The 26,000-nt window shown below is 66.9% G+C and carries 29 protein-coding genes; 10 read left to right on the top strand and 19 right to left on the bottom strand.

The window, feature by feature from the left end; genetic code table 11:
- Positions 1-505: 505 nt before the first annotated feature.
- The gene (locus B2585_RS11400; protein WP_292023129.1) at positions 506-1,492 is read right to left on the bottom strand and encodes an alpha/beta fold hydrolase; all 987 of its coding nucleotides are present in this window, start codon (positions 1,490-1,492) and stop codon (positions 506-508) included.
- 101 nt (positions 1,493-1,593) lie between these two features.
- Here B2585_RS11400 and B2585_RS11405 point away from each other — a divergent pair, with 101 nt between their 5' ends.
- From B2585_RS11405 to B2585_RS11425, 5 genes are all read left to right on the top strand, one after another.
- A complete protein-coding gene (locus tag B2585_RS11405) occupies positions 1,594-2,616 on the top strand; it encodes an AraC family transcriptional regulator (RefSeq protein ID WP_292023130.1) in 1,023 nt (340 codons plus the stop codon).
- A gap of 105 nt (positions 2,617-2,721) precedes the next feature.
- Positions 2,722-3,096 carry a glycine zipper family protein gene (locus tag B2585_RS11410; RefSeq protein ID WP_292023132.1) on the top strand — a complete coding sequence of 125 codons (375 nt, stop codon included), beginning with the start codon at positions 2,722-2,724 and terminating at the stop codon, positions 3,094-3,096.
- Positions 3,097-3,286: 190 nt separating this feature from the next.
- The gene (locus B2585_RS11415; protein WP_292023133.1) at positions 3,287-3,658 is read left to right on the top strand and encodes a hypothetical protein; all 372 of its coding nucleotides are present in this window, start codon (positions 3,287-3,289) and stop codon (positions 3,656-3,658) included.
- Between the two features lie 11 nt (positions 3,659-3,669).
- Entirely contained in the window at positions 3,670-4,530 is an 861-nt protein-coding gene (locus tag B2585_RS11420) for an SDR family oxidoreductase (protein WP_292023136.1), read from the top strand.
- 11 nt (positions 4,531-4,541) lie between these two features.
- Entirely contained in the window at positions 4,542-5,198 is a 657-nt protein-coding gene (locus tag B2585_RS11425; RefSeq protein ID WP_292023138.1) for a DUF4386 family protein, read from the top strand.
- A 186-nt stretch (positions 5,199-5,384) separates the two neighbouring features.
- Here B2585_RS11425 and B2585_RS11430 read toward each other — a convergent pair whose 3' ends face one another.
- The 8 genes from B2585_RS11430 to B2585_RS11465 form a co-directional block, all read right to left on the bottom strand.
- A complete protein-coding gene (locus B2585_RS11430) occupies positions 5,385-5,849 on the bottom strand; it encodes a GNAT family N-acetyltransferase (protein WP_292023140.1) in 465 nt (154 codons plus the stop codon).
- Between the two features lie 58 nt (positions 5,850-5,907).
- Entirely contained in the window at positions 5,908-6,405 is a 498-nt protein-coding gene (locus B2585_RS11435; protein WP_292023142.1) for a DUF1772 domain-containing protein, read from the bottom strand.
- 76 nt (positions 6,406-6,481) lie between these two features.
- On the bottom strand, positions 6,482-6,910 hold the full coding sequence (locus tag B2585_RS11440; RefSeq protein WP_292023144.1) for a DUF4345 domain-containing protein: 429 nt from the start codon (positions 6,908-6,910) through the stop codon (positions 6,482-6,484).
- A 24-nt stretch (positions 6,911-6,934) separates the two neighbouring features.
- A complete protein-coding gene (locus B2585_RS11445; protein WP_292023146.1) occupies positions 6,935-7,762 on the bottom strand; it encodes an NAD(P)H-binding protein in 828 nt (275 codons plus the stop codon).
- A 108-nt stretch (positions 7,763-7,870) separates the two neighbouring features.
- Entirely contained in the window at positions 7,871-8,875 is a 1,005-nt protein-coding gene (locus B2585_RS11450; RefSeq protein WP_292023148.1) for an AraC family transcriptional regulator, read from the bottom strand.
- 177 nt (positions 8,876-9,052) lie between these two features.
- A complete protein-coding gene (locus B2585_RS11455; RefSeq protein WP_292023150.1) occupies positions 9,053-9,856 on the bottom strand; it encodes an SDR family NAD(P)-dependent oxidoreductase in 804 nt (267 codons plus the stop codon).
- Positions 9,853-10,779: an acyl-CoA dehydrogenase family protein gene (locus B2585_RS11460; protein ID WP_292023152.1), complete on the bottom strand. Its 927-nt coding sequence runs from the start codon at positions 10,777-10,779 to the stop codon at positions 9,853-9,855. The genes B2585_RS11455 and B2585_RS11460 overlap by 4 nt, the downstream gene beginning before the upstream one ends.
- Positions 10,776-11,906: an acyl-CoA dehydrogenase family protein gene (locus B2585_RS11465; RefSeq protein ID WP_292023155.1), complete on the bottom strand. Its 1,131-nt coding sequence runs from the start codon at positions 11,904-11,906 to the stop codon at positions 10,776-10,778. The genes B2585_RS11460 and B2585_RS11465 overlap by 4 nt, the downstream gene beginning before the upstream one ends.
- Before the next feature lie 202 nt (positions 11,907-12,108).
- Here B2585_RS11465 and B2585_RS11470 point away from each other — a divergent pair, with 202 nt between their 5' ends.
- The 5 genes from B2585_RS11470 to B2585_RS11490 are packed head-to-tail and all read left to right on the top strand — an operon-like array spanning position 12,109 to position 17,329.
- Positions 12,109-13,251: an acyl-CoA dehydrogenase family protein gene (locus B2585_RS11470; protein WP_292023157.1), complete on the top strand. Its 1,143-nt coding sequence runs from the start codon at positions 12,109-12,111 to the stop codon at positions 13,249-13,251.
- 2 nt (positions 13,252-13,253) lie between these two features.
- On the top strand, positions 13,254-14,171 hold the full coding sequence (locus tag B2585_RS11475) for an acyl-CoA dehydrogenase family protein (protein WP_292023159.1): 918 nt from the start codon (positions 13,254-13,256) through the stop codon (positions 14,169-14,171).
- Positions 14,168-14,953, top strand: coding sequence for an enoyl-CoA hydratase/isomerase family protein (locus B2585_RS11480; protein WP_292023161.1), 786 nt, complete (start codon positions 14,168-14,170; stop codon positions 14,951-14,953). The genes B2585_RS11475 and B2585_RS11480 overlap by 4 nt, the downstream gene beginning before the upstream one ends.
- On the top strand, positions 14,950-16,524 hold the full coding sequence (locus tag B2585_RS11485; protein ID WP_292023162.1) for an AMP-binding protein: 1,575 nt from the start codon (positions 14,950-14,952) through the stop codon (positions 16,522-16,524). Before B2585_RS11480 ends, B2585_RS11485 begins: the two co-directional genes overlap by 4 nt.
- Before the next feature lie 28 nt (positions 16,525-16,552).
- On the top strand, positions 16,553-17,329 hold the full coding sequence (locus B2585_RS11490; RefSeq protein ID WP_292023164.1) for an IclR family transcriptional regulator: 777 nt from the start codon (positions 16,553-16,555) through the stop codon (positions 17,327-17,329).
- A gap of 1 nt (position 17,330) precedes the next feature.
- On the opposite strand, the gene B2585_RS11495 is transcribed toward B2585_RS11490, so the two are convergent.
- The 10 genes from B2585_RS11495 to B2585_RS11540 form a co-directional block, all read right to left on the bottom strand.
- Positions 17,331-17,948: a TetR/AcrR family transcriptional regulator gene (locus B2585_RS11495; RefSeq protein WP_292023166.1), complete on the bottom strand. Its 618-nt coding sequence runs from the start codon at positions 17,946-17,948 to the stop codon at positions 17,331-17,333.
- Between the two features lie 34 nt (positions 17,949-17,982).
- Positions 17,983-19,461 carry a TRAP transporter large permease gene (locus tag B2585_RS11500; RefSeq protein WP_292023168.1) on the bottom strand — a complete coding sequence of 493 codons (1,479 nt, stop codon included), beginning with the start codon at positions 19,459-19,461 and terminating at the stop codon, positions 17,983-17,985.
- A complete protein-coding gene (locus tag B2585_RS11505) occupies positions 19,458-20,024 on the bottom strand; it encodes a TRAP transporter small permease subunit (protein WP_292023170.1) in 567 nt (188 codons plus the stop codon). Before B2585_RS11505 ends, B2585_RS11500 begins: the two co-directional genes overlap by 4 nt.
- 79 nt (positions 20,025-20,103) lie before the next feature.
- Entirely contained in the window at positions 20,104-21,324 is a 1,221-nt protein-coding gene (locus B2585_RS11510) for a C4-dicarboxylate TRAP transporter substrate-binding protein (RefSeq protein ID WP_292023172.1), read from the bottom strand.
- A 241-nt stretch (positions 21,325-21,565) separates the two neighbouring features.
- Entirely contained in the window at positions 21,566-23,188 is a 1,623-nt protein-coding gene (locus tag B2585_RS11515) for a thiamine pyrophosphate-binding protein (protein WP_292023174.1), read from the bottom strand.
- 165 nt (positions 23,189-23,353) lie between these two features.
- On the bottom strand, positions 23,354-23,575 hold the full coding sequence (locus B2585_RS11520; RefSeq protein ID WP_292023175.1) for a DUF1127 domain-containing protein: 222 nt from the start codon (positions 23,573-23,575) through the stop codon (positions 23,354-23,356).
- A 98-nt stretch (positions 23,576-23,673) separates the two neighbouring features.
- A complete protein-coding gene (ureG, locus tag B2585_RS11525; RefSeq protein ID WP_292023177.1) occupies positions 23,674-24,309 on the bottom strand; it encodes an urease accessory protein UreG in 636 nt (211 codons plus the stop codon).
- Positions 24,306-24,944: an urease accessory protein UreF gene (locus B2585_RS11530; RefSeq protein WP_292024029.1), complete on the bottom strand. Its 639-nt coding sequence runs from the start codon at positions 24,942-24,944 to the stop codon at positions 24,306-24,308. Before B2585_RS11530 ends, ureG begins: the two co-directional genes overlap by 4 nt.
- A complete protein-coding gene (locus B2585_RS11535; protein WP_292023179.1) occupies positions 24,931-25,419 on the bottom strand; it encodes an urease accessory protein UreE in 489 nt (162 codons plus the stop codon). Before B2585_RS11535 ends, B2585_RS11530 begins: the two co-directional genes overlap by 14 nt.
- On the bottom strand, positions 25,416-25,994 hold the full coding sequence (locus B2585_RS11540; RefSeq protein WP_292023180.1) for a hypothetical protein: 579 nt from the start codon (positions 25,992-25,994) through the stop codon (positions 25,416-25,418). The genes B2585_RS11535 and B2585_RS11540 overlap by 4 nt, the downstream gene beginning before the upstream one ends.
- Between the last annotated feature and the right edge of the window lie 6 nt (positions 25,995-26,000).

A 26,000-nucleotide genomic window follows, 5' to 3' on the forward strand; every position in this document is an offset into this window, starting at 1 on the left:
TTGAAAATATGAGATAAATTTACATTTAAACATCTGTCTTCCAAGCTGATGATACGGGTTCGATTCCCGTCGCCCGCTCCAGACTTACTTGAAACAAGATGCAACAAAGCTCTCTTTGCTGACAGTTTTACCTGACACCGGTTTCTCGCGCAGACGTTCATAACGTGGCGGGAGGTCTCCGCAGATACCGGGCATGAAGGTTTTCCACGCGGCCTCCGGAGAAGCAGGTCCAGCGCGCGAAGGTGATGCAACGCGCCCCCACTTGGGATGGTGTTGCGTCAGCAGGGTCTGCTGGAACCTTGCCGATGCCCATCCAGAGACCGGACTGGTTGACCGCTTCGGATCTGCAGGCCTTCAACAACGACGACACAAGACGCGGTTCCAGGGGCCCGCCGACCCTGTATCTGGACCGCAACTGGCACCTTCAGAAGGCATTTACCGGCGTGACGGTGGACGGTGCCCCGCGCGACCCCGTCCCGCGACTGCCCGCGCAGTGCAGCGGCGCTTAGTCAAGGAAAGCGCGGATGGCAGTGAGCGCGTGGGCAGGTTGATCCCAGATCACGTCATGTCCGGCGTCCTCGACGACGGCCAGTTCGGCGGTCGGAAAACGGCTGGCATGGGCGGCTTGAAGCGCCTCTCCGGTCCAGTCGTTGCAGCCGCCAGCGACGAAGAGCAGCGGCACATCCGCACTGAACGCAGCATCGAGCGCCGGGAAAATCACCGAAGGATCGGCCCAGAACGTGTCGCTCGCGGTCGCGCCGAACCGCCACGCGGGCGCGTCGTATGGCTTGCCCGCGCAATGGTAGGGGTTGTCCGGGTGGTCCGCGAAGGCATGCACAACGGTGCCCACGACATAATCCTGTGGCGCGGCTTCATCCGTGGCGGTGACGTTGCGAGATTGAAACCCGGCGAGCAGGCCCGCGCGAACAACGGGAAATGTCCGTGACATCTCGGCCCGCCGCGCCTCCCACGCCTCATACCCTGCCGCGTCCAGAAATCCCGGTTCGATCAAGACCGCGCGGCTGACGCGGGTGGGATGCGCGCCGATATACGCGAGCGCCAGCATCGCGCCGAAAGAGTGCCCGATGAGGGTGATCTGCCCGTCGGGCGAAAACTGCTCGGCCAGAGCGTCGATGTCTGACAGCTGTGCGGCAAGGGTCAGATCCTCTGGCGCGACCCGCTCAGAAAGCCCCGCGCCGCGTTGGTCGAAGAAAAGAACCCTGTGCGTTTCTTCGAGCGCTGCCAGCGCCTTGAGCGAGCGATGATCGCCTCCGGGTCCACCGTGAAGGACAATGGCGAGTGGCGCGCCGGGGTCGCCGATCACCTCGCCATGAAGCGTGATGCCGTTCACCGTGAGCCGGGGCAGGTCTGCGTCGTGCACAACGAGGTCCGTGACCGGCGCATCGCCCGAGGTCGCGGCCATAAGCCCGGCAAATCCAAGCGCTGCAATGCCAAGCAGCACGCCTGCGGTTTTGAGTATCTTGCGTTTCATTGCATCGTCCTTTCCGTCTAGTGATTGGGCGAATACTAAAGGGTTTGCCACGACAGGACGATGACCTAAGGTGACATCAAATTGACCTCAGGTTTCATTTCATGACCGACACGATGATGGCGGCGGGCTTTGTTTCGGCGCTTTTGGATTACACGGTGGCACGGGGCGCGGACCGCGCCGCGCTCCTTGCGGAAATCGGGCTAGGCGAAGACGACCTTGCCGATCAGGACAATCGCGTGCCGGTGGCGTCGTATCAGTCGCTCATCGGGGCGGGGATTGCGGCGACCGGCGACACGGCGCTCCTCCTGCGCCACACGCTTGAGACCCGGCTGGAGACCATGTCGGTGGTCGGCCAGATCGTGCATACGTCGTCCTCGCTCGCCCATTCCATCGAGCAGCTGAACCGCTATTTGCGGCTTATGGCCGAAAATCTGGCCTTCGCAGACCGCGACCGGTTCGAGCTTGTCCGGGAGCGGGGAGAGGTCTGGATCGTCGATCACCTTCCCGTGGAGGGGCCCGACTACATCTCGATCGAGGCGTCCTTCGCGCGGTTCATCAGCGAGTTCCGGCGCTCGTTCGAGGGCATCAATTTCGAGCTTGCGATGGAGGTCACCTACGCACCTCCGCCCCATGTTGGCGAGTATCCAGAACTCTTTCGCATCCCCGTCACCTTCGAAGCCAAAAGAAACGCACTTCGCATCGATCCGGTCTGGGCCACGACCGAGAGCGCGTTCGAGCCTGGCAATGAATATGTCTTCGGTGTTTTTACCCGTCACGCCGACACGATGCTCGCCGAGCTCGCCCAGTCCGACAGCATCCGGTCACGCATCGAGGCGCAGATCCTGCCCGATCTCCACAAGGGCGCGCTGTCGATGGACAAGTCGGCCCGCGCGCTCGGGATGAGCCGGCAGACGCTCTATCGGCGGCTGAAAGACGAGGGCGTGACCTTTGCCGAAATCCACGACCAGCTCCGTGAACGCATGGCGCGCGACTATCTGACCGCGCGCAAGGTGTCGGTGAACGAGACCGCCTATCTGCTCGGCTTTTCCGAGGCGTCCTCTTTCGTGCGCGCGTTCAAACGCTGGACCGGGAAAAGCCCGACGGCCTATCGCGACGCGACCTGACGCGCCTCTGTTACCAAGTGTCAAACCTCTGATCGGCCCGGTCATGCCGTGAGCGGGGGCGCTCCCCTATGTCCTCGTCATCGAAACGAAGATCGAGGATACGATATGAAACCTGTGTTTCTGTCCCTGTTCGCGGCGGCGACTTTGGCCGCCTGCGACGACATGGGCGCGAATTACACTCCCATTCTGGACGGGCCGCAGACCGCCGCGTTCCAGTCTGACCTTGCCGCCTGTCAGACGCTTGCGAAATCGCAAAGGCAGTTCGACCATGAAACGATGGCGGCAGCAACGATGGGCATGGGGGCGGGCGCCCTCATCGGCGCGCTGGACGATGATCACGACCCGCTCGGCGGGGCGATTGGCGGCGCGGTGGCGGGAGCCTTGACCGGCGGCGTCGCCAGCGCGGTGAGCGTCTCGGACCGCCGCCAATCCATCGTCATCGAGTGCCTGCGCGGGCGCGGCTACCGGGTCGTCGGGTGAGCGTGATGAACGGAGATTGGAGATCGCAGTCCTTGCTGCTCGAACACCGCCGCCACCGCTTTGACGCGCTGCACAAAATTCTGACCGGGCAAGTCGCGAAAGACGCCCCGCGCAAGCCGCGGCGTCCGATCTTTCAAGACCTGCGCACGATCGAGGTTCTGGATCGGTTCATCAAAAGGAGACCAAAGTCATGAAACAGGCTTTCGCTTTCACTTACGCGGGTCTTGCCGCACTGCCCGTGGCCATGCACGTCGGCCTCGCGTTTGGTGCACCTTGGGGGCAGGCCACGCTCGGCGGCCAAATCGACGGTGTGCTGCCCCCGCTCTTGCGCGGGCTGGCCGTCGCGCAAGCCGGGCTTCTCGCGCTCATGGCCGCGGTGGTTCTCGACCGTGCCGAGATCCTGCGACTGGGCTTGCCAAAACCGTTTTTCTGGGGGGTGATCGCGCTCGGCGTCCTGACCTGCCTTGCCAATTGGGCAACGCCATCGACGCTCGAGCGGATGCTCTGGGGACCGGTCACGAGCCTCATGCTCGTCTCGACGCTCGTCGTGGCGGTTCGGTGATGGAGGGACGGATGGGAAATGTTCTGATCGCCGGTGCGACCGGCTACCTCGGCAGTTACCTCTGTGCCGAATACGCCCGGCGCGGCTGGTATGTCTCAGCTCTGGTGCGCTCCAGATCGCGCGCCAAGGGTCTGGCCGCCGATACGCTCATCGAAGCCGAGGCGACGGACCCGGCATCCCTTGTCGGGGTGATGGAGGGTGTTGACCTCGTCGTTTCCGCCCTCGGGATCACCCGGCAGGCAGACGGGCTCGGGTATCGCGACGTGGATTATCAGGCGAACCTCAACCTGCTGCGCGAAGCCGAAGCGGCAAACGTCCCGCGGTTCGCCTACGTCCATGTTCTCAATGCGGACAAGATGCGCGGCGTGCCCCTGGTGGACGCCAAGTCGGACTTCGTCGCGGCGCTTCAGACCGCAGAGATCGCGAGCACGGTGATCGCGCCATCGGGGTATTTCTCGGACATGGAAGACTTCCTCGCCATGGCGCAGCAGGGCCGTGTCTGGTTGTTCGGCGACGGGGCGCTTCGGATCAACCCGATCCACGGCGCCGACCTCGCCGGGGCCGTCGCCGACGCGGTGGACGCGGGCACACCGTGGCTCGACGTGGGCGGACCCGACATCTTCACCCACCGCGATCTTGCGGCGCTGGCCTGTGAGGTCGCAGGCCGCCCGGCGCGCATCACCTGCCTCCCGGACGGTCTACGCCGCATGACGCTTGCCGTTCTGCCAAAGATCACGCCGCGCCGCATCGGGGGCCCGGTCGCGTTTTTCCTCACCGCACTGGGCGTGGAGATGGTCGGCGAACCGCGCGGCACGCGACGCCTGCGCGATCATTTCGCCGAGCGCATCTCCGGCGCCTCACATTCAACCTGAAAGGTATTCAAATGACTCTGTCCAAAACCGGCGGTCTCGCCGCACTTCTTTGCGCTATCACTTATGTCATCGGCTTCGCGCTTCTCCTGACCGTTTTCGCGCCTCTCAATTTCGGCACGGCGAACATCGACCCGGCCCAGGTCGTGCGGTTCATCGACGACGGCGGGGCCAGTATCCTTATCGCGTGGAACCTGACGATCTATGTGGTCAACGCCCTCGCGCTCGCCGTACTCACCGTCGCCCTCGCGCGCAGGCTCGCCGCGTCCCGGCCCGGCTTTGCGGATGTGACCAGAGCGCTTGGCCTGATCTGGGCGACGCTGGTGCTGGGCGCGGGGATGATCGCCAATGTGGCGGTGGAAACGGCCGCACATCTCTTCGCGACGGACCCGGACGGGGCCGCGCAGATGTGGTCCGTGCTTCGCACGGTCGAGCTCGGCTTGGGCGGCGGGAACGAAATCGCGGGCGGCGCCTGGATCGCGACGGTGAGCCTGGCGGCCAGCAAGGGCGCGCTTCTGCCCCGAAGCATCACGGTGCTCGGGCTCATCGCCGGCGTGGCAGGGTTGGCGACCGTCATCGCCCCGATTGGCGACGCGGTCGGCGCGGTTTTCGGCCTTGGCGCAATCGTCTGGTTCGTGCTCGTCGGGTGGGCGCTTTTGAGGACGTCGTGACGCGACCAGGCAGGCGGGGAGCGGCCAATACGCCATGACCTGGCTCATGGCCCGTTCCCGCCCATGTCGCCAGTTCGTGACGGACGCACCGAAAAGCAGCTTCCCGCCCTACTCGGCCAGGTCTGGCCTCGGCTCGCCGCACCAGCGCGGCGTGCTCCGGGGGAAAGAATGGTCCGCTGCCCGACCTCAGAGCTTCAGCTTGTAGCCGACATGTGTCGGCTCAAAGCCCAGACGGTCATAGAAGCGATGGGCGTCTGGCCGGGCCTTGTCCGTGGTGAGTTGAACCAACGAGCACCCGCGCGCCCGGCATTCGTCGATCGCCCAGTTGAACATCGCTTCGCCAAGCTTGCCGCCCCGATGATCGCGCGCGATCCGCACCGCCTCGATCTGTCCACGCCAGGCGCCCTGTCTGGCGAGGCCGGGCAGCAAGCTGAGTTGCAGCGTGCCGACGAGCGCCCCGTTGCGCTCGGCCACGACGAGCAACTGGTTCGGATCGCTTTCGATTGCGCAAAAGGCCGCGCGGTAGGCCTCGGGCAGCGGCGCCCGCAGATCCTCACGCAGTTCACCCAGCGGATCATCTGCCAGCATCTCGACGATCCCGAACAGATCGGCCTCGCACGCCGGGCGAAAGGTCAGCGGTTCATCCATCATGCCTTGTCCTTCGAACCATGCGGCAGGACCGGGGCCGACCGACCCTGCCCGCACCCGGTCATAACGGTCCGGCGACCGTGATGGTCGCACCGAGGTAGCCGATCGCGGCGGCCAGCGCGGCGACCCAGCGCAGATGGTTCCAGCGGGTCCAGTCGCGCGTGTAGGTGGTCCAATACGCGTGTGCGTCGGCGCTCCGGTGCTCCATGCTGTCGAGGCGCTGGTTCATCGGCACGTTCTTTCGCGCGGTGACCGCCATGACCCCGACGATGTAAAACCCGGCGGCCCCGAAGAGCCAGAGCGCCACGTCAGGTCCCACAAGGAAGATACCGACGACGGCGAGCAGGATCGAGACAATCGTCAGCCCGAGGAGGAGCGTCATGAACAGCGACCGATAGACCTCACGGTTGATGATCTGCATCGCTTCGATCCCGGCTGCGGGCTCGGCGCGGCCAAGCGCGCGCATCACGAAATCGGAAAAGGTGAGAAACACCCCTGCGACGAGGCCCGTGGCCAGCGTTGCGGCAACGAGGCTGATTTCAAAGAGTTGTTGGATCATTGGCTTGTCTCCTCATGGAGGTTTCGATTGGGATTTGCGGCGGCGCGCAAACGCGGACCGCGCCGCCGCGGCAGTCTCAGCGCGCGGGCTGCGCCGTCGAGAGGCCGGACGCCGGCCGCCAGAGGCGACGGCGAAAGGCGGCGAGGCACAAAGCGGCGATGATCAGTTCCACGGTGAGAGCGCCGATGACGTTGCCGGAGGGCATCCCGTCTACAGCAAGCCCGACCAGCCGCCCGACCGGAAAGGCGATGAACACCGTCAGGGCCGCTGTCATGCCAATCGGCAGGACCGCGTGCCGCCAGATGCCGAGCAGCATCAGCAAGCCGAACCCCGCGAGTCCGGCGCCGGGCGCGCGCAATTCGCTGAGCAGGCTGGCGTCGTCGCCAAGGGTGATGCCGTAGCTGGCGTAGAAGGCGTGCGGCGCGAACAGGATGAAAGCGCCGATGGTGAGCGCGGTGAGGCCAGCGAGGCCGAGCGCGATCTTTTCGAAACGTGTGGGTGTCATGTCATGGTCCTTTTCAACGGGATGTCAGGCGGCGCTTGTCCAGGCGCCGGATTGCGCGGCCGCGCGGGCGAACTCCGCAAAGTCGCGGGGGGCCCGGCCGAGCGCGCGCATCACGCCGTCCGTGGTGTGGGCGTTGCGCCCGTCCAGCGTTTCGCGAGCAATGGCGGTAAAGACGTCGGCGACGAAGTCACCGCCAGCCTGGGCGACGTTCGCGTGGAAATCCTCGAAGCTGATCGGGACATGCCGGATCTGGCGACCGGTGGCCTGCGAGAGCTCGGCGGCCATGTCGGCGAAAGACATCAGCCGCGGGCCAGTCACCTCGTAGAGTGCGCCCCTGTGGCCCTCTTCCGTCAGCGCCGCGACGGCAACATCGGCGATGTCGTCGATATCGAGGATCGGCTCGGCGACATTGCCGCCGGGCATCGGAAGAACGCCGGCCAGGATCGGATCGCGCAGATAGCCTTCGGAAAAGTTCTGCGCGAACCAGGACGCCCGGACGATGGTGAAGTCGAGGCCGGACTTGCGCACCACCTCTTCGCCCAGCCGCGCGTGGTGTTCGCCACGGCCAGACAGCAGCACGAGGTGCTCGACGTCCATGTCGCGGGCCGTCTCGCATAGGGACTCGAGCTTTTCGACGGCGCCGGGAAAGGCGAGATCGGGAAAGTAGGTGACATAGGCCGCACGGACCCCGCGCAACGCAGGCGCCCAGGTCTGCGGCGCCTCCCAGTCGAAGGGTGTCGCCGAGCTGCGCGAGCCCCGGCGCACGGGGATGCCGCGCGCCTCGAGGCGGCTGGCGACGCGGCGGCCGGTCTTGCCGGTTGCGCCGATGACGAGAATATCTTGATCTTTCATGGGGTGTCTCCCTGGCTTCGGTTTCGGTCGCCAAGGGATAGGCGCGGGGATGCCGCGCGGTATTGACCGGCGATGCCAGCCTTTTGACCGCCGTCGCCAATGCGCCCGTCAGCGGCGGGCCATGTCCTTGCGGTAGGTCGCGGGCGTCGTGCCGATCCAGCGCTTGAAGGCGCGGGTAAAGGCGCTCTGCTCGGAAAAACCGGTGAGAAACGCGATTTCAGCCAGTGAATGGCTCTCATCCAGCAAGAGCCCCTCGGCAAGGTCGCGGCGCGTTTCCTCGGTGAGGGCCTGAAAGCTCATTCCGTGCTCGGAGAGGCGCCTGTGAAAGGAGCGTGCGCTGAGCCCGAGGCTGCCGGCGATCTCGCCCATCTTGGGCGCCCCGTCGCTGAGAGCCTGGGCGATCGCGGCGCGCGCCTGCGCCACGAGCTCGGGCTCATGGGTGATCTCGGACAGCTCCGCGTCGAGATGCGCGGTCAGGTATTGCGAGATCCCCTCGTCTCCAAGGATGTTGGGGCGGGCCAGCACCTCATCGGCATAGAGGATCGCGTCGAGCTCGGCCCCGAAGCGCACCGGGCAGCCGAACCAGTCCTCATGCGCGACAAGACTGCGTGGGGCGGGATGGCGGATCAGCACTTCCACGGGCGCGAGCGGCACCGGGCAGACCTCTCTTGCGATGGCAACCGCGCTCACGAGGGTCGCCTCGTTCGAAAGCCGCATCCCGAGGCGCCGTTCGCCCGCCCGATGCAGAATGAACAGCGTGCCCCCCGACGCCGGCCGCATCTCGTATTCGACGACGCTGGTCCAGAGCCGCGCATAGCGTTCCACCCGCGCATAGGACGTCCCGAGCGTCGTCGCCGCCTTGAACGCCAATCCCAGCGCACCGTATTCGTCCAGCCGCATCGAGGCGCCCGCGCGCACCGGCAAATCGGTCACGTCGATCCGAGCGGCAATGCTTTCCAGCATGTCATAGTAACGCTCCGCCGGAACCATCTGCCCGGAGTCCCAGGGGTCGTCGGGGGCGATCCCGACACTGGCCAGCATCGCCGCAGCATCGATCCCGCCGCCCGCCGCGGCGACCACCTTGCGCGCGAAAAGCGACGTCACATATCCCATGCCCGGCAGTTTACGTTGCGCGCGGCGAGCCGCCAAGCGCGATGGGTCCGGGCGTTCGCGGAAATCGACCGTGCAGCATCACCGCCAGTCGGACGATTTCGGGGGACATCTTGATACTTGTCTTTGATCCGGTCGGTTGCGTTGAAATTCACCCGAGCGATCACGCCCTGCTCTGTTTCACCGCCCGGAATGACTCCAGTCCGCCGGTTGGTCGTCGCGCTCTGAGGTCAAAGCAGATTCCGTGAGGAACTTGGTGGTCGTCCAGCCGCCATCGACGGCGAGCACTTGGCCGTTGATCCAGCCCGAGGCGGGTGAGGACAGGAACCAGATCGCTTCCGCCACATCCTGCGCCGTGCCCCAGCGCGCCGCGGGCGTCATGTCGTAATTCATCCTGCGAAACGCCTCGACCTCCAGCCGGTGTTCGGTCATCGGTGTGGGGATCACCCCCGGCGCGACCGCGTTCGACCGGATACCAGCAGACCCATACTGCGCGGCCATGTGGAGCGTCAGACCGTTCAGCCCCGCCTTGGCCGCCGAATAGGCCCCGCCCCGCAGCCCGCCCACGAGCGCATAGGTCGAAGAGACGTTCACGATGGTCGCGGTATCCCCGAAGGCGGTCAGCGCCTCGCGCGCCAGCCGGAAGGGCGCGCGCAGCATGAGGTTCAGGAAGTTGTCGAGCGTCTCGTCATCGGTGCTGTGAACCGGCTGCGGGCTGCCGACACCTGCGTTGTTGACGAGGTGATCGAGCCGCCCCGTCTCATCCATCGCCAGCTTCACGGCGCGGGCGGGGGCGTCGTCCGCTGTAATATCGGCGGCCAGCGGCAGGAACGGCGCCGGGAGGTCGGCGCAGCCCGCGACCGCCGCGTCCAGCTTGGCCCGGTCGCGGCCCACGCCGACAACGGCCACGCCTTCGCTCAGGAACTTGCGCGCGGTGGCGAGTCCGATGCCGCTCGACGCGCCGGTGATCAGGGCGGTTCTCATGGGCTGTCCTTTCCATAGGGGGCAAGCGGCGCGGCCTCGTCCAGTATATCACGCGGCCCAAGGAACTGACGCAGGATATGGGCCTGCTTGAGGAAATGATGCGCGTCGGCCTCGGCCGAAAACCCGATCCCGCCGTGAATCTGGATGCCCGACCGCGCAGTCTCCAGCGCGACGCGGGGGGCGAGCCGGGCCAGCGCCGCGACCTGGAACCCCGCATCCTCGCGCGCGTCGCGCAGCGCGATGGCCGCCATGTCGAGCTGGGCAGACACCATCTCGATCCCGAGCGCCATGTTCGCGGCATGGTGTTTCACGGCCTGAAAGCTGCCGATGGGCCGCCCGAACTGCTCACGGGTGCCCGCATAGGCCACGGCAAGGTCACGCGCCCCGATCGCGACACCCAGCAGCTGCGCCCCGGTCAGCAGGCCCGCGAGGTGATCGGTCGCCGGGTCCGCGCGCCGATTGTCCGGTGCGGGCGCGACATGCGCCGTGGGCAGCCCGGCGCCAAAAGGTGTGGCGGCCACCTGCCCTTCGAGCGGCGCGAGGGTCAGGGCCTCCCCCGACCGGACCAAGACATGCGTCGCACCCTCCGGCGCAACCGCGAGCCACTGGTCTCCGTCCACCACGCCCATCGCCGCCGTGACCTCGGGATCGACGCGCCGCGCCACCGCCGTCGCCAGAGCCGAGGGCGTGACAAGGTGACGGCCCAGCGCGACATGCAACTGCGCCTCCTCGATGAGCGAGAACCCCGCCCCGCCGTCCGCCTCCGAAAGGGCCAGCACGAAAGCGCCGAAGTCTTCCAACGGCCCAAGGTCGTCCGCCCCGCCTTCCCGCAGACGCGCCACCGGGTAATGGCTGTCGAGCATCGACTGCGCCGCGTCGAGGATCTGGCGCAGGTCTTCGCCGGGGGTCAGGTCGAAACTCATGGCCGTGGCTCCCGTGGCAGTCCAAGGATGCGCTCCGCAATGATGTTGCGCTGAATTTCAGCCGCCCCGCCCGCGATGGTTTCGGAATAGCTCTCGAGATAATCGTAGGACCAGTGGCTGTCGGTCAGCCCGGCGGGACCGAGGATATCCATCGCCGCGCGGTGGATACGTTGCGCGAGTTCCGCGAAGGTCAGCCGCACGAGCGAGCCGTCGAAGGGCGTCGCGGGCTCGCGCAGCGCCGTGCGCCATGTCATCGCGCGCAGGGCGGCGGCCTCGGCGCGCAGATCGGCCAGCCGTTCGGCGGTCGCCGATCCCGGCGCAGGCCCGGCCATCGCGATCAGGTCTTCGACCTTCACCGACAGCTCCAGTTGCAGCGCGAGCGCGGCGGTGCGCCGCTCGAACGCCAGCGTCGTCATGGCCACCGACCAGCCGTCGTGCAACGCGCCCACCACATCTGACAGAGGAATACGCACGTCGTCGTAGAAGACCTCGGCAAAGTGGGTGACCCCCGCCATGTTGGCGATGGGCCGCACAGTGATCCCCGGAAGGGTCATGTCGCAGATCACCCATGACAGCCCCTTGTGCCGGCTTGACCCCGGTTCGGTCCGGATCAGAAGCTCCTGGTAATCCGCGATATCGGCATAGCTCGACCAGATCTTCTGGCCGTTCACCACCAGCTCATCCCCCTCGACCCGCCCGGTCGTGCGCAGGGCCGCGAGGTCCGACCCCGCACCGGGCTCCGAGAAGCCCTGACACCAGATCGACCGGCCTTCAAGGATGCGCGGAAGGTGAAACGCCTTCTGCGCCTCGGTCCCGCGTGCGATCACGGTCGGCCCGGCATGGTTGAGCGCGACGAAGCTGCAATCGAGCGTCGAGGGCGCGCGCGCACGCACATATTCTTCGTACCACAGCATCAGCCGGGCCGGGGAAAGCCCCTGCCCGCCATAATCCGTGGGCCAGGCCAGACCGGACCACCCGGCGGCATGGCACTTGGCAAGCCACGCGGTCGCGAATTCGCGCGACGCCTGCCCCTCACGCGGGGGCGTCTGGGTCGGGCGATTGGCGAGAAGCCAGTCGCGGGCGGCGATGCGAAACGCCTCGTCCTCGTCCGTGGGCGTGAGTTCCATTGTCCTCCTCCAGCGACCTCGTTCCATATTGTGATATGAAGCGATTTCGCACAGGCCAGCGCAGTTCGTGTCGGCTATCGCCCAAGTTATACGTTCGATTTGCAGCGGGTCAACCGCAGCAGTGTTGACATGGCGATAGCGGACCGGCATTTTCCCCACAGAAAGTCGGGGCATTTTGTCCCACGATACGGGAGGATACGGAATGGATTTCGCGTGGTCGGATGAAAACGACGCGTTTCGCACGCGGGTGCGCGATTTCCTCGACCGCGTCTTGCCCTCCGACTGGGACGCTACCGCAAGACACGGGCCGGGGTCACGCGAACAGACCGAGTTCAGCCTGTCGTTCTGCCCGCAGCTTGCCGAGGCCGGGCTGCTCGTCCCGCACTGGCCCGCCGAATGGGGCGGCGCGGACCGCCCGACATGGGAGCATTTCATCCTCGGCGAGGAAATGTGGGCGGCGGGCGAGCCGCGCGGCGGTCAGTACATGAACGTCAACTGGATCGGCCCCGTCCTCATGCGCTACGGCTCCGACGCCCAGAAACAGCGCTACCTGCCCCCGATGGCCGCAGGGCGCGCGATCTGGTGTCAGGGTTTTTCCGAACCGGGCGCGGGCTCCGACCTCGCCTCGCTGCGCACCCGCGCGCTGCGCGACGGCGACGACTACGTCATCAATGGGCAGAAGATCTGGACCTCTTACGCCGGGCTGGCCGAAACCTGCTTCCTGCTCGCCCGCACCGGCGAGGGGCGTAACGGCATCGCCGTTTTCCTCGTCCCGATGGACACACCGGGGATCGAGGTCCGTGCGATCCCCAGCCTCATCGGCCACGGCGACATCCACGAAGTGTTCTTCACCGACGTCCGCGTCCCCGCGTCCTGCCGTCTGGGCGACGAAGGCGAAGGCTGGACGATCATCTCCTACGCGCTCGCGAATGAACGGGTCGGCATCCCACGCTACGAAATGTCGTCGCGCGAATTGGACGCGATGGTCGCACAGCTCAAGGCCCGCGACGGCTTTGACAACGCGGTCATCCGCACCCGCGCGGCCGAGGCCGCCGCCGCCTGCGATGCGGCACGGATGCTGGTCTACCGCGTCGTCGATGAGCGCGCGCGGGGCGAGCCGCCGGGAACCGCGGCCAACCTCGCCCGCGTCGCGGTGGTCGAGGCCGATCACAAGGTCACGGATTTCGGGATGGATTTCCTTCCCGACTGCTACTCCGGCACCGACCACGCTGCATTTCAGGCCCACCACGAGCGTGCCATCGTGACCGGCATCGCGGCCGGGGCCGCCGAGATCCAGCTCAACCTCGTGGCCCGGCGCCACCTCGACCTGCCCAAGGGGGCCTGACCATGCGGCTTGCGTTCAACGAGGATCAGGCGACCTTCTCGACCGTCCTCGGACAGATGCTCGGCGACGAGGTCGAAGCCGGGTTTCACACCGTCGAAGGCTGGGGCCGGTACGACTACGGCCACGCGCTCGACGCCCGGCTGGAGGAGGCCGGGTTCTTCGACGCCGCGCGTGAGGAGGATCTGGGCACCGTCGCCGCGGCGGCGATGGTGCATGACGTCGCCAGAGTGCCGGTGGTCATTGAATGCGCCGCCTCCGCGCTCCTGCGCCCCTTCCTCGGCGACGACCTCCCCCGCCCGCTCGCGGTCGTGGTGGACGACGCGCCCGGCGCGATCCGCTTCCTCCCGCAAGCCCGCGCGCTGGTGTCGATCACTCCCGACGCCGTGCGCCTCGCCCGGCTGGACGGTCAGGCGGAACCGGTCGAAAGCCTCTACGCCTACCCGATGGGCGTCGCGGGGCAAGACCTCGACTGGCAGCCCCTCGACGCCGACCCGCAGACCATCCGCACCCTCTGGCAGATCGCGCTCGCCGCCGAGCTGGGCGGTGTTCTGGACGGCGGCCTCGCCTCGGTCCTGCGCTATGTGCGCGAGCGCGAGCAATTCGGCCGCCCCATCGGCAGCTTTCAGGGCGTGCAGCACCGGCTCGCCACTGATGCCGTCTGGATCGACGGCGCCCGGCTCCTGACCCTGCGCGCCGCATCCACCCGCGACCCCGCCCACGCCGCGCTGGCCCTTGCCCACATCCAAAGCCACGCGACCCGGATCGGCTATGACCTGCACCAGTTCATGGGGGCGATGGGCCTGACGCTGGAACACCCGCTCCACCGCTGGACCTACCGCGCCCGCGCCCTCCGGGCCGAAATGGGGGGCGCACCGCAGGCCTTCCTCGACTACGCTGACACGCGATGGGGAAAGCCATGAGCGACACGCCAACATTCGAAACCCTGCTGGTCGAGCGCACCGGACGGCGCCTGACGATCACCATGAACCGGCCCGAGGTGCTCAACGCTTTCGGCGGCCCGATGCATCGCGAGATCGTGGACGCGCTGGCCTTCGCCCGCGACGACACCGGCAGCGACGTGGTGGTCATCACCGGCGCGGGCCGGGCCTTTTCGGCAGGCGGCGACATCGACGGGATGCGGCGCGTGATCGAAGCCCCCGAAACCTTCGACACCGAGGTCGAGGATGCGCGGGCGCTGATCTACACCCTCCTCGACATCGAAAAACCCGTCATCGCCCGTATCAACGGCCCCGCTGTCGGACTTGGCGCGACCATCGCGCTTTTCTGCGACGTGACCTTCGCCTCCGAAACCGCGAAGATCGGCGACCCCCACGTCACCATCGGGCTGGTGGCCGGCGACGGCGGCGCGATCATTTGGCCGGTTCTGGTGGGCCTGCACCGCGCCAAGGAATACCTGTTCACCGGCGAGATTCTGACCGCCCGGAAAGCGGCCGAGATCGGTCTGGTGAACCACGTTCTGGCCGAGGATGCGCTGGACGACGCGGTCGATGCCTTCTGCGACCGCCTGCTCGCCGGCGCGACCGAGGCGATCCGCGGCACCAAGATCGTGATGAACATGGAACTCAAACGGCTGGCCCATGCCATGATGGACCCCGGCCTCGCGCTCGAGGCGCAGACCGTGCGCAGCGCCGACCACCGCGCGCGGGTCGAGGCGTTCCTCGCGAAGTCGAAAAAGACATGAGCGAGGCCACGGACCGGCTCGCCGCGCGCATGGCGGCGTTGGGGCAGGCCGGGCGACACCGGGCCGAGCGCCGCCCGACGCTGGGCCAGATCGCGCTGGACCTCCGCGACGCGGACCCGATGCGCGAAGTGGTCCGGCAGGGCGACACCCGCCTCACCCGTGCGGACATGGTCGACCGCGCCCTGCGCCTCGCGGGCGGTCTGGACCGGCTGGGGCTGACGCCCGGCGCGGCCATCGCGTTCCAGCTTCCGAACTGGTGGGAAGCGACGATCATCAACCTCGCAGCCGCGCTCACGGGCTACCGCGTCGTTCCGCTCCTGCCGATCTACCGGCGCGCCGAACTCACGGCGATTCTGCCCACCTGCGGGGTAGAGGCGATCTTCATCCCGCCTGCGGGCAAGGTTGACTATCCCGGTCTGGTGGCCTCGCTCGCCACGCCGCCCAAGCACGTCATCACCGTGCGCGGCGACGGGCCGCTCACCTTCGACGCGCTCATGGACGGGCCCCCGGCAGCGCCGCGTCTGCCCGACAGCCGCGACGCCAAGCTCATCATCTTCACCTCCGGCAGCACCGGAGCGCCCAAGGGCGTGATCCACACCCATGACAGCCTCGACGCCGTGGTGCGCCACGCGGGCCGCTTCTGGTCGCTCGGGGATGAGGATGTGCTCTACGTCCCCTCCCCCATCGGGCATATCGGCGGCTCGATCTATGCCTTCGAGTTTCCGTGGATCACCGGATGCCGGACGGTGCTCGAAGACCAGTGGGACGCTGAGCGCGCCGTCTCCCGGATCGCGGCCGAGGGGGCGACCTTCATGGCCGGGGCCACGCCGTTCCTCACCGCTCTCCTGTCCGCCTGCCGATCCTCCGGCACCGCCCTGCCCTCGCTGCGCCGCTTCATCTGCGGCGGCGCCTCGGTGCCCCCGGACCTCGTGCGCGACGCTCTCAGGGCTTGGCCGCAGGCCATCGTCTCACGCGCCTATGGCTCGACCGAGATTCCACTGGCCTGCCCCGGCATCCGGGACCGCGCCGCGGCCGAGGACCATACGGACACGGATGGTGAGCTGGCCGTTGACCACCGGCTCGACGATGGCGAGATCCTGTTGCGCGGCCCGCAGATGTTTCCCGGCTACCTCGACCCCGCCCACGACGCGGGGGCCTTCACCGAAGACGGGTTCTTCCGCATGGGCGACCTCGCCCGGATCGTCGAGGACCGCTTTGTCGTCATCACCGGGCGTCGCAAGGACATCATCATCCGCAAGGGCGAGAACATCAGCCCGCTGGAAATCGAAAACGCGCTGCTCACCCACCCGCATGTCGATGCGGTCGCGGTCGTCGGCACGCCCGAGCCCGAGCGGGGCGAGATGGTCGTGGCGTTCGTCGTGGGCAACGGTCCGTTCGGCTTCGACGACATGACACGCCACCTCACCGCCGCGGGCCTCGCCCGGCAGAAATTTCCCGAGCGTCTCGAACACGTCGAAGCTCTGCCGATGAACGCCGTTGGCAAGGTGCAGAAACCCGACCTGCGCAAACGGGCGGCAGAGTTGGTGGCAGGCACGGACGGGAGCCTGTAGGCTGCTCGAAATCGCACGGGGACCGGGCATGAAAGACGAAAATCAGGACGGCACACAGGCGATCCGGCGGGCAGCCGCGATCCTGCGCCAGATCTCGCATGTCTCCGGCGACGCCCCGCGCAACCTGCGCGCCATTTCCGAGGCCGTGGGCCTGCCCCGCTCGACCACCCACCGTATTCTCAAAAGCCTGACCGACACCGGCCTCGCCGCCTACGACACCGCCTCGCGAAAGTACGAAGTCGGGATGCTGAGTTACGAACTGGGCCTCGCGGTGAGCGACCGGGTGCTGGCGCTCGCCCCCTGGACGGCTTGCGTGGACCGCGTGGCGGAACGCTCCAACGTGACCACCTATCTCATGCGCCGCTCGGGGTTCGAGGCCGTCTGCATGCACAAGGCCGAGGGCCGCGCGGTCATCCGCGTCATTCCCGTGGAGGTCGGGCAGCGCCGCTACCTCGGTGTCGGCGCCGGGGCCACCGCGCTTCTCGCGGGCTTGCCGGACGAGACGGTCGAACGTGTGATCGGCACCATCGCGCCCGAACTCGGCGGGTTCGAAAACCTTGATGCAGACAGCGTGCGTCAGGCGGTCGCCACGACCCGCGAGACCGGGTTTTCCGAAAGCCGCGGACGCGCTTATCGCTCGATCTTCGGGATGGGCATGGGCGTCTGCGCCTTCGCCGAGGAACCGGACCTCGCCATTTCCATCGCCGTTCATTCCGACGAGGTGGACGAGGGCCGCATCGCTGATTGGAAGGCGATTCTCCGTGAAGAGATCGGCGAGACGCAGGCCCGCATCGCCGCCGCCTGACCTAGCGCGCGAGGATCGGGGCGAGGAGATGGGAGGCCAGCGCCTCGGCGTCATCGCCCAGGGCCCTCGTGCGGTCCTCCACGATCGCCTGCATCGACATCCCGCCGATCGCCCCCGAAATCACCCGCGCCGCCCGGTCGATATCCGTCTCCGGGGCCAGCTCTCCGGCCAGCGCCGCCTGTTCGAGGTAGAGCCGCAGGTTGTCGTGATAGGCCCGCTGAAGCCGCGCGACCCGCGGCCTGAGATCGGGCATCGAACCGGTGCTTTCGATGATGAGGTGATAGAGCGCGACGGCGCTTTCAGGCATGTCGCGCACGGCCTCGAGCTGGAGCCGGATACGCTCCGCCAGCGCCTCGGCCCCGCGCCGGGTGCCGACCCGCGCCTCCACGTGGCGCAGAAACCGCTCTTCGATCCCGTCGAGCACCGCTTCGAGCAGCGCGAGCTTGGTGCCGAACCGCTGCACCGGCAGGTTGGGGCTGTAGCCCGCATCCACCCCGATCTGCGCCAGCTTCGCCCCGGCGATCCCGCCTTTGCTGATCAGCGCGGTCGCGGCGCGCAGCATCCGTCGGTCCGACGCCTCGCGGCGCGCCTTGCGGGTGTCCGGCTCCGTCGTGGTCATGCCCTCTCCCTCGCCGTGCTTCTGGCCCGTCCCGTCATCGGCCCGTACTGGCCCCCGGCAGCCATGTGACGATGTCGGGCACCAGGATGAGCAGGATCACCACCGCGATGGCAGTCAGCGCGAAGGGCAGGACCCCAAGGAACACCGTGCCGAGCGAGATCGGGTTGCCAAGGTTCGCCTCGGGGTCCGACGCGATGCGATGGACGATGAACGTGAGGATACCCAGCGGCGGGGTCAACAGCCCGACCTCCGCCATGACGACGAGGAACACCCCGAACCACAGCGGGTCGACACCCACGGAGGCCAGCGGGCCGAGCAGCACGGGAATGGTGAGGAGCATCATCGCCAGCGTATCCATGAACATGCCGAGGATCAGGTAGGCCCCTATCAGGATGAACAACAGCTCCACCCGGCCCAGCCCCATCTCCGCGATCCCGCTCGCGATGAAGTTGGGCACCTGGCTCAACGCCATTGCGCGGGTCAGCACCGCGACCCCGACGATCAGCAGGAAGACCGAGGCGGTGCCGGTCAGCGTACCCACGAGCGCCTCGCGCAGCATCCGGGCGATGTCGCGCACCGCGGTCCCGAGACGCAACTGATGGATCACGCCGAGGATCAGCGCGACGATCATGCCGCAGACACCGGCCTCGGTCGCGGTGAAGATGCCGGCGAACAGCCCGCCGATCACGATGACGATGACCAGCGCGATGGGCATCCCGTCCAGAAGCGACCGCATCCGCATCGGCCATGTCACGTCCGACAGGTCCGCCCGCGGCGCGATGCCGGGCCGCAGCGTCGCGTGCAGCACGATCATCAGCCCGAACGCGAAGGCGAGGATCACGCCCGGAACGACACCCGCAAGAAGCTGTTGCCCGACCGGGAGCGACGCCGCCCCCGCATAAACGACAAGAAGCAGACTGGGCGGAATGATCTGGCCCAGCGTCCCGGCGGCGGCGACACTGCCCACGGCAAGCTGCGGGTGATAGCCCGACTTCAGCATCTCGGGAATCGAAACCCGCCCCAGCGCATAGGTGATGCCGATGGTGCTGCCCGAACTCGCCGCCAGCGCGGCGCCCGCGAAATTCGTGGCCACCGCCAGCCCGCCGGGCATCCAGCCCAGCCACATCCGCGCGGCGGAAAAGGCCGAGGTGGTCAGCCCGGATTTCCACAGGATCATGCCCATCAGGATGAACATCGGGATCACCGACAGCGACCATGACGCGGTCGCGTCGAACGCCACGCTCTCCATCGTCGAGCGCACGACGCGCCCGCCGGACAGCGCATAGAGCCCGACCACCGCCGCCCCCAGCATCGCCACCCCCACGGGGATCCCCATGAGCAGCAGCACGATGGACAAGACCACGATCAGCAGCCCGGTGATCTCTTTCGGCAGGTCCGCCCCGAGCATCCCCCAAAGCGATCCGGCAGCCACGACAAGGCCGATGACGAAAATCGTCACGCCCACCCAAGACAGGGCACGCATCGGTGCGACGGTTTCGGTCTGACTGGTCATACCGCCTCACCCTCCGCCTGCCCTGCGTCGCGCGGCAAGTGGCCCGCGAGGTAGCGATAGCTTGTCGCGGCCATCTGAAGTGCCAGTGCAAGAACGCCCACAGGGGCCGCGAACTTGAACGGCCAGACCGCGACGGGCGGGCTGGACGCAGTGGTCTGACGATACTCCGCCGCTTCCAGCGCCTCGCTCAGCCCATGCCACGCCAGCACGAGCAGCAGGATCGTGGCCACCGCGCCGAACACGCCCTCGACCACACGGCGCATCCCGACGGGAAGCGTGTCCAGAAGGATCGTCACCTTGATGTGCTCCTGCCGGTATTCCGTGAAGGCGAAGGCCATGAGCGTCAGCGTGGGCATCCACCAGTTTTCGGTGAATTCCAGCGTGCCGGTGAAAGGTTTGTTGAACGCGGCCCGTCCGATCACGTCCACCAGGACGTTCAGCGCCAGCAGCACCAGCGCGAGCGCGGCGAGCAAGGCGAACGCCTTGGCGATCCCGTCGACCAGCCGAAGCGGGAAAGGGTCGCGGCGCGCGGCGGCGGTGGGGGGTGCGGTGAAATCGGACATGTGGGGCAAGTGTCGCCCGGACATCAGGTCCGGGCAAGCATCAAGCGCCCGCCCCGGTGGCCGGGGCGGGCGACCTTGGTTACTTCATCAGCTGAGGCGTGACCTCGGCGTTGAACTTCTCGTAGAAGCCCGACAGGCCCACCTCGGAAAGACCGGCGAAGGCTTCCAGAATGGCCTCCGGCGTGCGCTCGGCCACGTCATAGCCTTCCGCGACCAGCGCCTCGGTCCAGTAGTCGATGCGGGCCTGATAATCGTCGACGAAGGCCTGCGGGTTCTCCACGGCATCCGGCGCGGTGTCGGCCAGCCCGGCGACATAGGCCGCGCGCTGCTCCTTCACGATGGGTTCGAGCGTCGAGACATCGTTGGTGTGAATCTCTTCACCCGCGGCGATCAGCTCGCCCGCCTTGGCCTCGATGTCCATGTAGCCCGCCCAGATATCATAGGCGGCCTTCACGTTGGCCTGCGTGATGAAATCCTGAAGCTCTTTCGGGAAGTCGTTCCAGACGTCGAGGTTCATGACCCAGGTCGAGGCCTGAAGCTGCGCCATCGTGACCGGCACGAATTCCGGCGCCACGTCCTTGAGGACAAGGCCATCGGCATACTGGTTCGGGTTGATGACCATGCAGTCGAACACGCCGCGTTGCAGGCCTTCATAGGCTTCGCCCCATGCGATCGACACGGGCGTCATGCCCAGCGCCTCGGCCGATTGCGACCAGACCGCCCCGATGGCGCGGGCGCGTTTGCCCTCGGCCTCTTCGGGCGACGAAATCGGCGTGTTGCACAGCAGGTTGTAGGCGGGCGTCGCCGTGGCCTGAAGCACCTTCACGTTGTGGCGGGCGTATTCCTCGGTCAGCGGCTCGAAGGTCAGCACGGTCTCAAGCGCGGTCGCACCCCCGGCGGCCACGTCATGCACGGTCGAGCCGGACAGCGCCGCGCCCATGCCGAACAGCCATGAGCCGACGGGAAGTTCCTGCGGCATGTAGGACGGGATGATAAGGCCGATATCGGCCACCCCGTCGCCCACGCCCGAAAGCGTGTCCAGCGCGCCCAGCAGCGACGAGGACCAGTAGTTCTCGAACGTGATCTTGCCGTCGGTGAATTCGGTGATCGAGTCTTCCCATGCGACCATGGCCTTGCCGAAGTTGGCATCCTGGTTGCCCGAGAAGTCGGCCAGCTTCAGCGTCATCGGCTCGAGGTTGTCGAGCCAGTCCTGCGCCTGTGCCCCGGTCGCGAAAGTCATGCCGGACACGGCAAGCAGCGTGGCGGCGGACAGACCTGTCCAGTTTGTGGTGTGTGTCATGTATTCCTCCCTGCGCCGTCGCCGGCGATCGTATGTGCCGCGGCAGTGGTCCGCGATGCTGAAACGCTAACACCTCCTACTTTGTGGGACAAGCGTGAGTTGGCCCCGGACAGGCTGCAATCCAGTATTATCAGGGATTATTCCGCTTCGGCAGGATTTATTGGGCGAGCTGAGGCGATTTGCCTCCCATCCCTCGGGACGCATTCCCCTATTTTGTCCCATAATACGGGACGAAATGGCGTCACCACATCGCGACATGATCCGGGTCAAGCCGCACGTCGATCAGCAAAGGCCGCTCCCGGTCGCGGCCCTCCAGCGCCTCGCCCAGCCGGTCGAGGTCCTCCGCTGACCCGACCCGCACCCCGTCACCGCCCAGCGCCCGCGCGAGCGGAACGAAGTCCGGCCAGTCGAACAGCGTGATCGCCGGGTCCAGTTGCTTGTCGCAAAACTGGATATGCTCCGCCCCGTAGGAGCCGTCGTTGAACAGCACGACGATCAGGTCCATCCGCGCCCGCACCGCGGCGTTGAACTCCGCAAGGTTGCCAAGCATGAAGCCGCCGTCCCCGTTGAACAGCACCGTGGGCCGGTCCGGATGGGCAAGCCCCGCACCGATCGCGGTCGCGAGACCAAGGCCGATCGCCCCGAAACTGGCCGATGTCACGAAGTCACGCGGATGCGGCGCGGTCAGCAGCCCGTAACTCCGCACCATCCAGCGCCCGGCATCGGTCACAAGCGTGCGTTCGGCCGGCAGCACCGCGTCCAGCCGCGCCAGCGTGGTCAGGAAATCGACCGTTCCCTCCCGCGTGGTCGCCGGCTTGGCGGCGGGCGAGGTGTCGAGCCCGGTGGCCGGCAGATCGCGCGTGAAGCCCGACGCGGGAACTTCGGCCTCGTCGAGCCAGTAGGCAAAGGTCTCCGCCACCGCCGCAGGCTGGCCGAGGATGGCCACATCGGCCACCGCGCCGGTCCCGAGGTCGCAGGCCCGGTCCGCAACCTGGATCACCCGCTTGCCCTCGACATATCCGCCATTCCCCGTGGTGTGGAAATTCAGCGACGCGCCGAAGGCGATAATGCAATCGGCGGTCATGAGCGCCTCGGCGGCCTGCGGCGTCGACACCGTGCCGCAGACGCCCAGCACATGGTCCTCGCCCCGAAACAGGTTCTTCGCCCGGATCGTCGTCGCAAGCGGCGCCTCGATCCGGCGTGCAAGACGCAAAAGCGCGGCCCGTGCTTCGTCGTCGATGGCGCCGCGCCCGGCCAGCACCACGGGCCGGCGGGCCGCCGCGATGATCCCCACCGCCTCGTCCAGCGCATCGCCCTCGATCCGCGTGGGACCGAGCGGGGGCACCTCCCAGCTTACGGCGCGGTGGCTGACATCCTCCCACTGGAAATCGGCGGGCATGTTGAGCGCGATCGGCCGACGCTCCGCCTTCGCCCGCCGCACCGCCCGCGCCAGATCGTCGAGCGCGGTTCCCGGCGCGCGCACCTGCTCGAACCCGGCCCCCGCCGCCTGAACGACCGCCTTCTGATCGGTGTTTTGCAGGTTCTCCCTGTCCTTGGCCGGCGTGTCACCGCAGAGCAGGACGACGGGCGTGTTCGACCGCACCCCCTCGGTCAGCGCCGTGACGCAGTTGGTGAGCGCGGGGCCATGCGTGACCGTGCAGAACCCGACGCCGCCCGTTGTCATCGCGTGACCGATGGCCATCAGGGCCGCGCCGTTTTCGTTGGCGGCGCTGACGTAACGCGCACCGTTCATGCGGGAATAGGCATCGACGAAATAGGCGTTGGCATCGCCCACGACGCCGAACAGCGTCGCCACGTCGTTCTCCTTGAGCGCCGTCGCGAGGGCGACATGCAGCTTGACCATCCGACAGGCACCTCGATCATTTACTAACCCATGAGTTAGCGAACGAGGCGCAGGAATTCAATTCAATTCGCAGCGACCGACGGGCCCCCGGCCGCGCCACCGGACCGCCGAAACGCAAAAAGCCGGACCAAAGGCCCGGCTCCGCGTCTCGCGAGTGGTGCGCGATCAGATGTAGTAGGTGTCCGCGAAAACGTGGCGGACGATGCCTTCGCGGGTGATGCCGCGTTCGGCCAGCTCGGCGTCGGACATCGATTCCAGCACGGCGATCTCGGCCTGACGCGAACGCGCCTCGACATAGGACGTCCCGAAGGACTTCAGCGCGTTGATCACGCGGGCGAAGACCGGGTGGGATACGGCGAAATCGGAGTTGGTTGCAGTGTAAGCCATCTTGGAGACCTCAAAGTGAGTTGTTTCTGGGTTCTCTCCCTTGGCCAACCAGATACCCCCGCAGGCCCTCCGCGAAAACCTCCAGATCGGCAATGCCGCTATGCAGCATTTGCAGAGCCGGGCGGTGCCAGCTCAAGCCCTCCAATGTTCTCAATGACTTCCACGATCTCCGCAACGCCCTCGCCATGCCGCAACGCAGAAAAAACAAAGGGTTTTCCGTTCCGCATCCGGGTCGCATCCCGCTCCATCACCCCCAGATCCGCCCCCACATAGGGGGCCAGATCGCGCTTGTTGATGACCAGAAGGTCCGACCGCGTGATCGCCGGGCCGCCCTTGCGCGGAATCTCCTCCCCCGCCGCCACGTCGATGACGTAGAGCGTGATATCGGCCAGTTCCGGGCTGAACGTGGCCGACAGGTTGTCGCCCCCGCTTTCGATCAGGACGAGGTCAAGGTCAGGGTGCCGCGCCGTCAGGTCCGCGATGGCGGCGAGGTTGATCGAGGCATCCTCGCGAATCGCCGTATGCGGGCAGCCCCCGGTTTCGACCCCGACCACACGGTCGGCGGGCAGGATCTGCATCCGCATCAGCGCCTCGGCGTCTTCCTGCGTGTAGATGTCGTTGGTGATGACCGCCATCGAACAGCGGTCTTTCAGCGCCTTGGCCAGTTCCGCCGTCAGGGTGGTCTTGCCAGCGCCCACCGGGCCGCCGATGCCGACTCTCAAAGGTCCGTTCATGTCCGAAAAATCCTCGAGCCCTGGGTTTCGTGTTTCATCGCCGCGATGTCCGACAGGAACGACGACGACGCGATATGAGTCAGCTCCCCGTCCACGGCCTCCGCCGCCGTCTCCTCGCAGATCGGTCCGAGCGCACGGATCACCCGCTGCGCCTCGGTCTGTCCGATGGGGCCAAGGCGCTGTGCCGCCGAGACGAGGTTCGACACGAAGGCCTGAAGATAGAGGGTAAGCGACAGCTCCAGCGGCAGTTTCTCGATCGCCACCGCCCGGCCCAGCGCGACCGGATAGGTCAGGCCCGCAAGGTCCGCGTCCCACACATGCCCAACCACATCGCAGAACGCCCGCCCCTGCGCTTCGGCCTCCAAGAGCCGCTCGCGGCACGGCGCGAACGCGCGCGCGGCCGCGTCGATCTCGTTCAAGGGTGCGCGGCCGTGATACGCGGCGGCGACGAAATGTGCATCCGCCAGCCCGCTGCCCAGCGTAAGCAGATCGGTCAGCCACGCCCGAAGGCTCGCCGCATCCTGCACCCAGCCCGCATGAAACGCGGCCTCGAGCCCGTGGGAATAGGTGAAGGCCCCCACCGGAAAGGCGGGCGACAGCCATTGGGTCAGTGTCAGAACGTCATCCGTGCGCATGGTCATGCTCCCCGTGATCGTGGGCGTGAGGATGGGAATGGTCGTGGCCGTGGGTGCGCCCGTGGCCATAGGCACCGCCCTCCGGCGTGAACGGCTCGACCACTTCCCGCGTGGTCGCGCCAAGCTTGCCCAGCATGTCCGCCATCACATGATCGCGCTGGATCAGGATGCGCGCGGGCTCGATCTGCGCGGGCGTGTGCCGGTTCCCGATGTGCCACGCAAGGCGGACGAGGTCGCCGCCCGTCACCTCCAGCAACGGCTCTTCCGCAGGCACCACACCAACCCGCCGCCCGTCGTCGAGCACGAAGGCATCGCCGCCGTTCACGCTCGCCGTCTTGCCGAGGTCCACAAGGAACCGCTCGCCGCCATCGGCGGTCAGAACCTTCCGCCTCAGGAACCGGTCGTCATAGGACAGCACCACCCGAAGCGAAGGGTGATGGTCATGCGTCACGCTTTGCGCCACCGGCAGGTTCATCTCAGCCCCATCACGTCGTTGAAGGAATAGTCGGTCTTGGCCCCGTCCGCGGCGAAGGTCGCCGCGAGATAGGACAGCCCGTATTCGGGCAGGTAATGGAACAGGTCCCACTGGTCGGTCCCGGCGTAAGTCAGCTCCACCGGGATCATCTCAAAGGCACAGGTTCCGATGGTCAGGCCCGAAGCCGCGCCGAAAGTATAGGTCTCGGTCGACTTGAACTTCCCTTGATCATCCGTGCCCTCGACGGTCAGCGTCAGCGCGCCCTGCGCAAACGGCTCCGGCAGATTGCCCAGCGCGGTCGGGTAGCTGTAGCTCACCTCGTTCGCGCTGCCCCCGTCCACGACGTCGTAAATCCGCGTGAGGTACAGCCCCTTGGCCAGCTCGGCCCGCACCATCGGCTTCGACCTGCTCTCAACGGTGGATTGCGTCACCCCGTCCGCGGAGCGCGTAAACGTCTCCACATCCCCCGTCTCCGCCGTGAACCGCACACCCGCCCCGTCCATATCCGCCGGCACCGGACAGGCAGCGACGGCAGGGGTGGCAAGCAGGACGAGGGAGAGGGCGCGCAGGATCATCATTAC

The organism is Maritimibacter sp. UBA3975 (assembly GCF_002384975.1).
Classification (GTDB): domain Bacteria; phylum Pseudomonadota; class Alphaproteobacteria; order Rhodobacterales; family Rhodobacteraceae; genus Maritimibacter.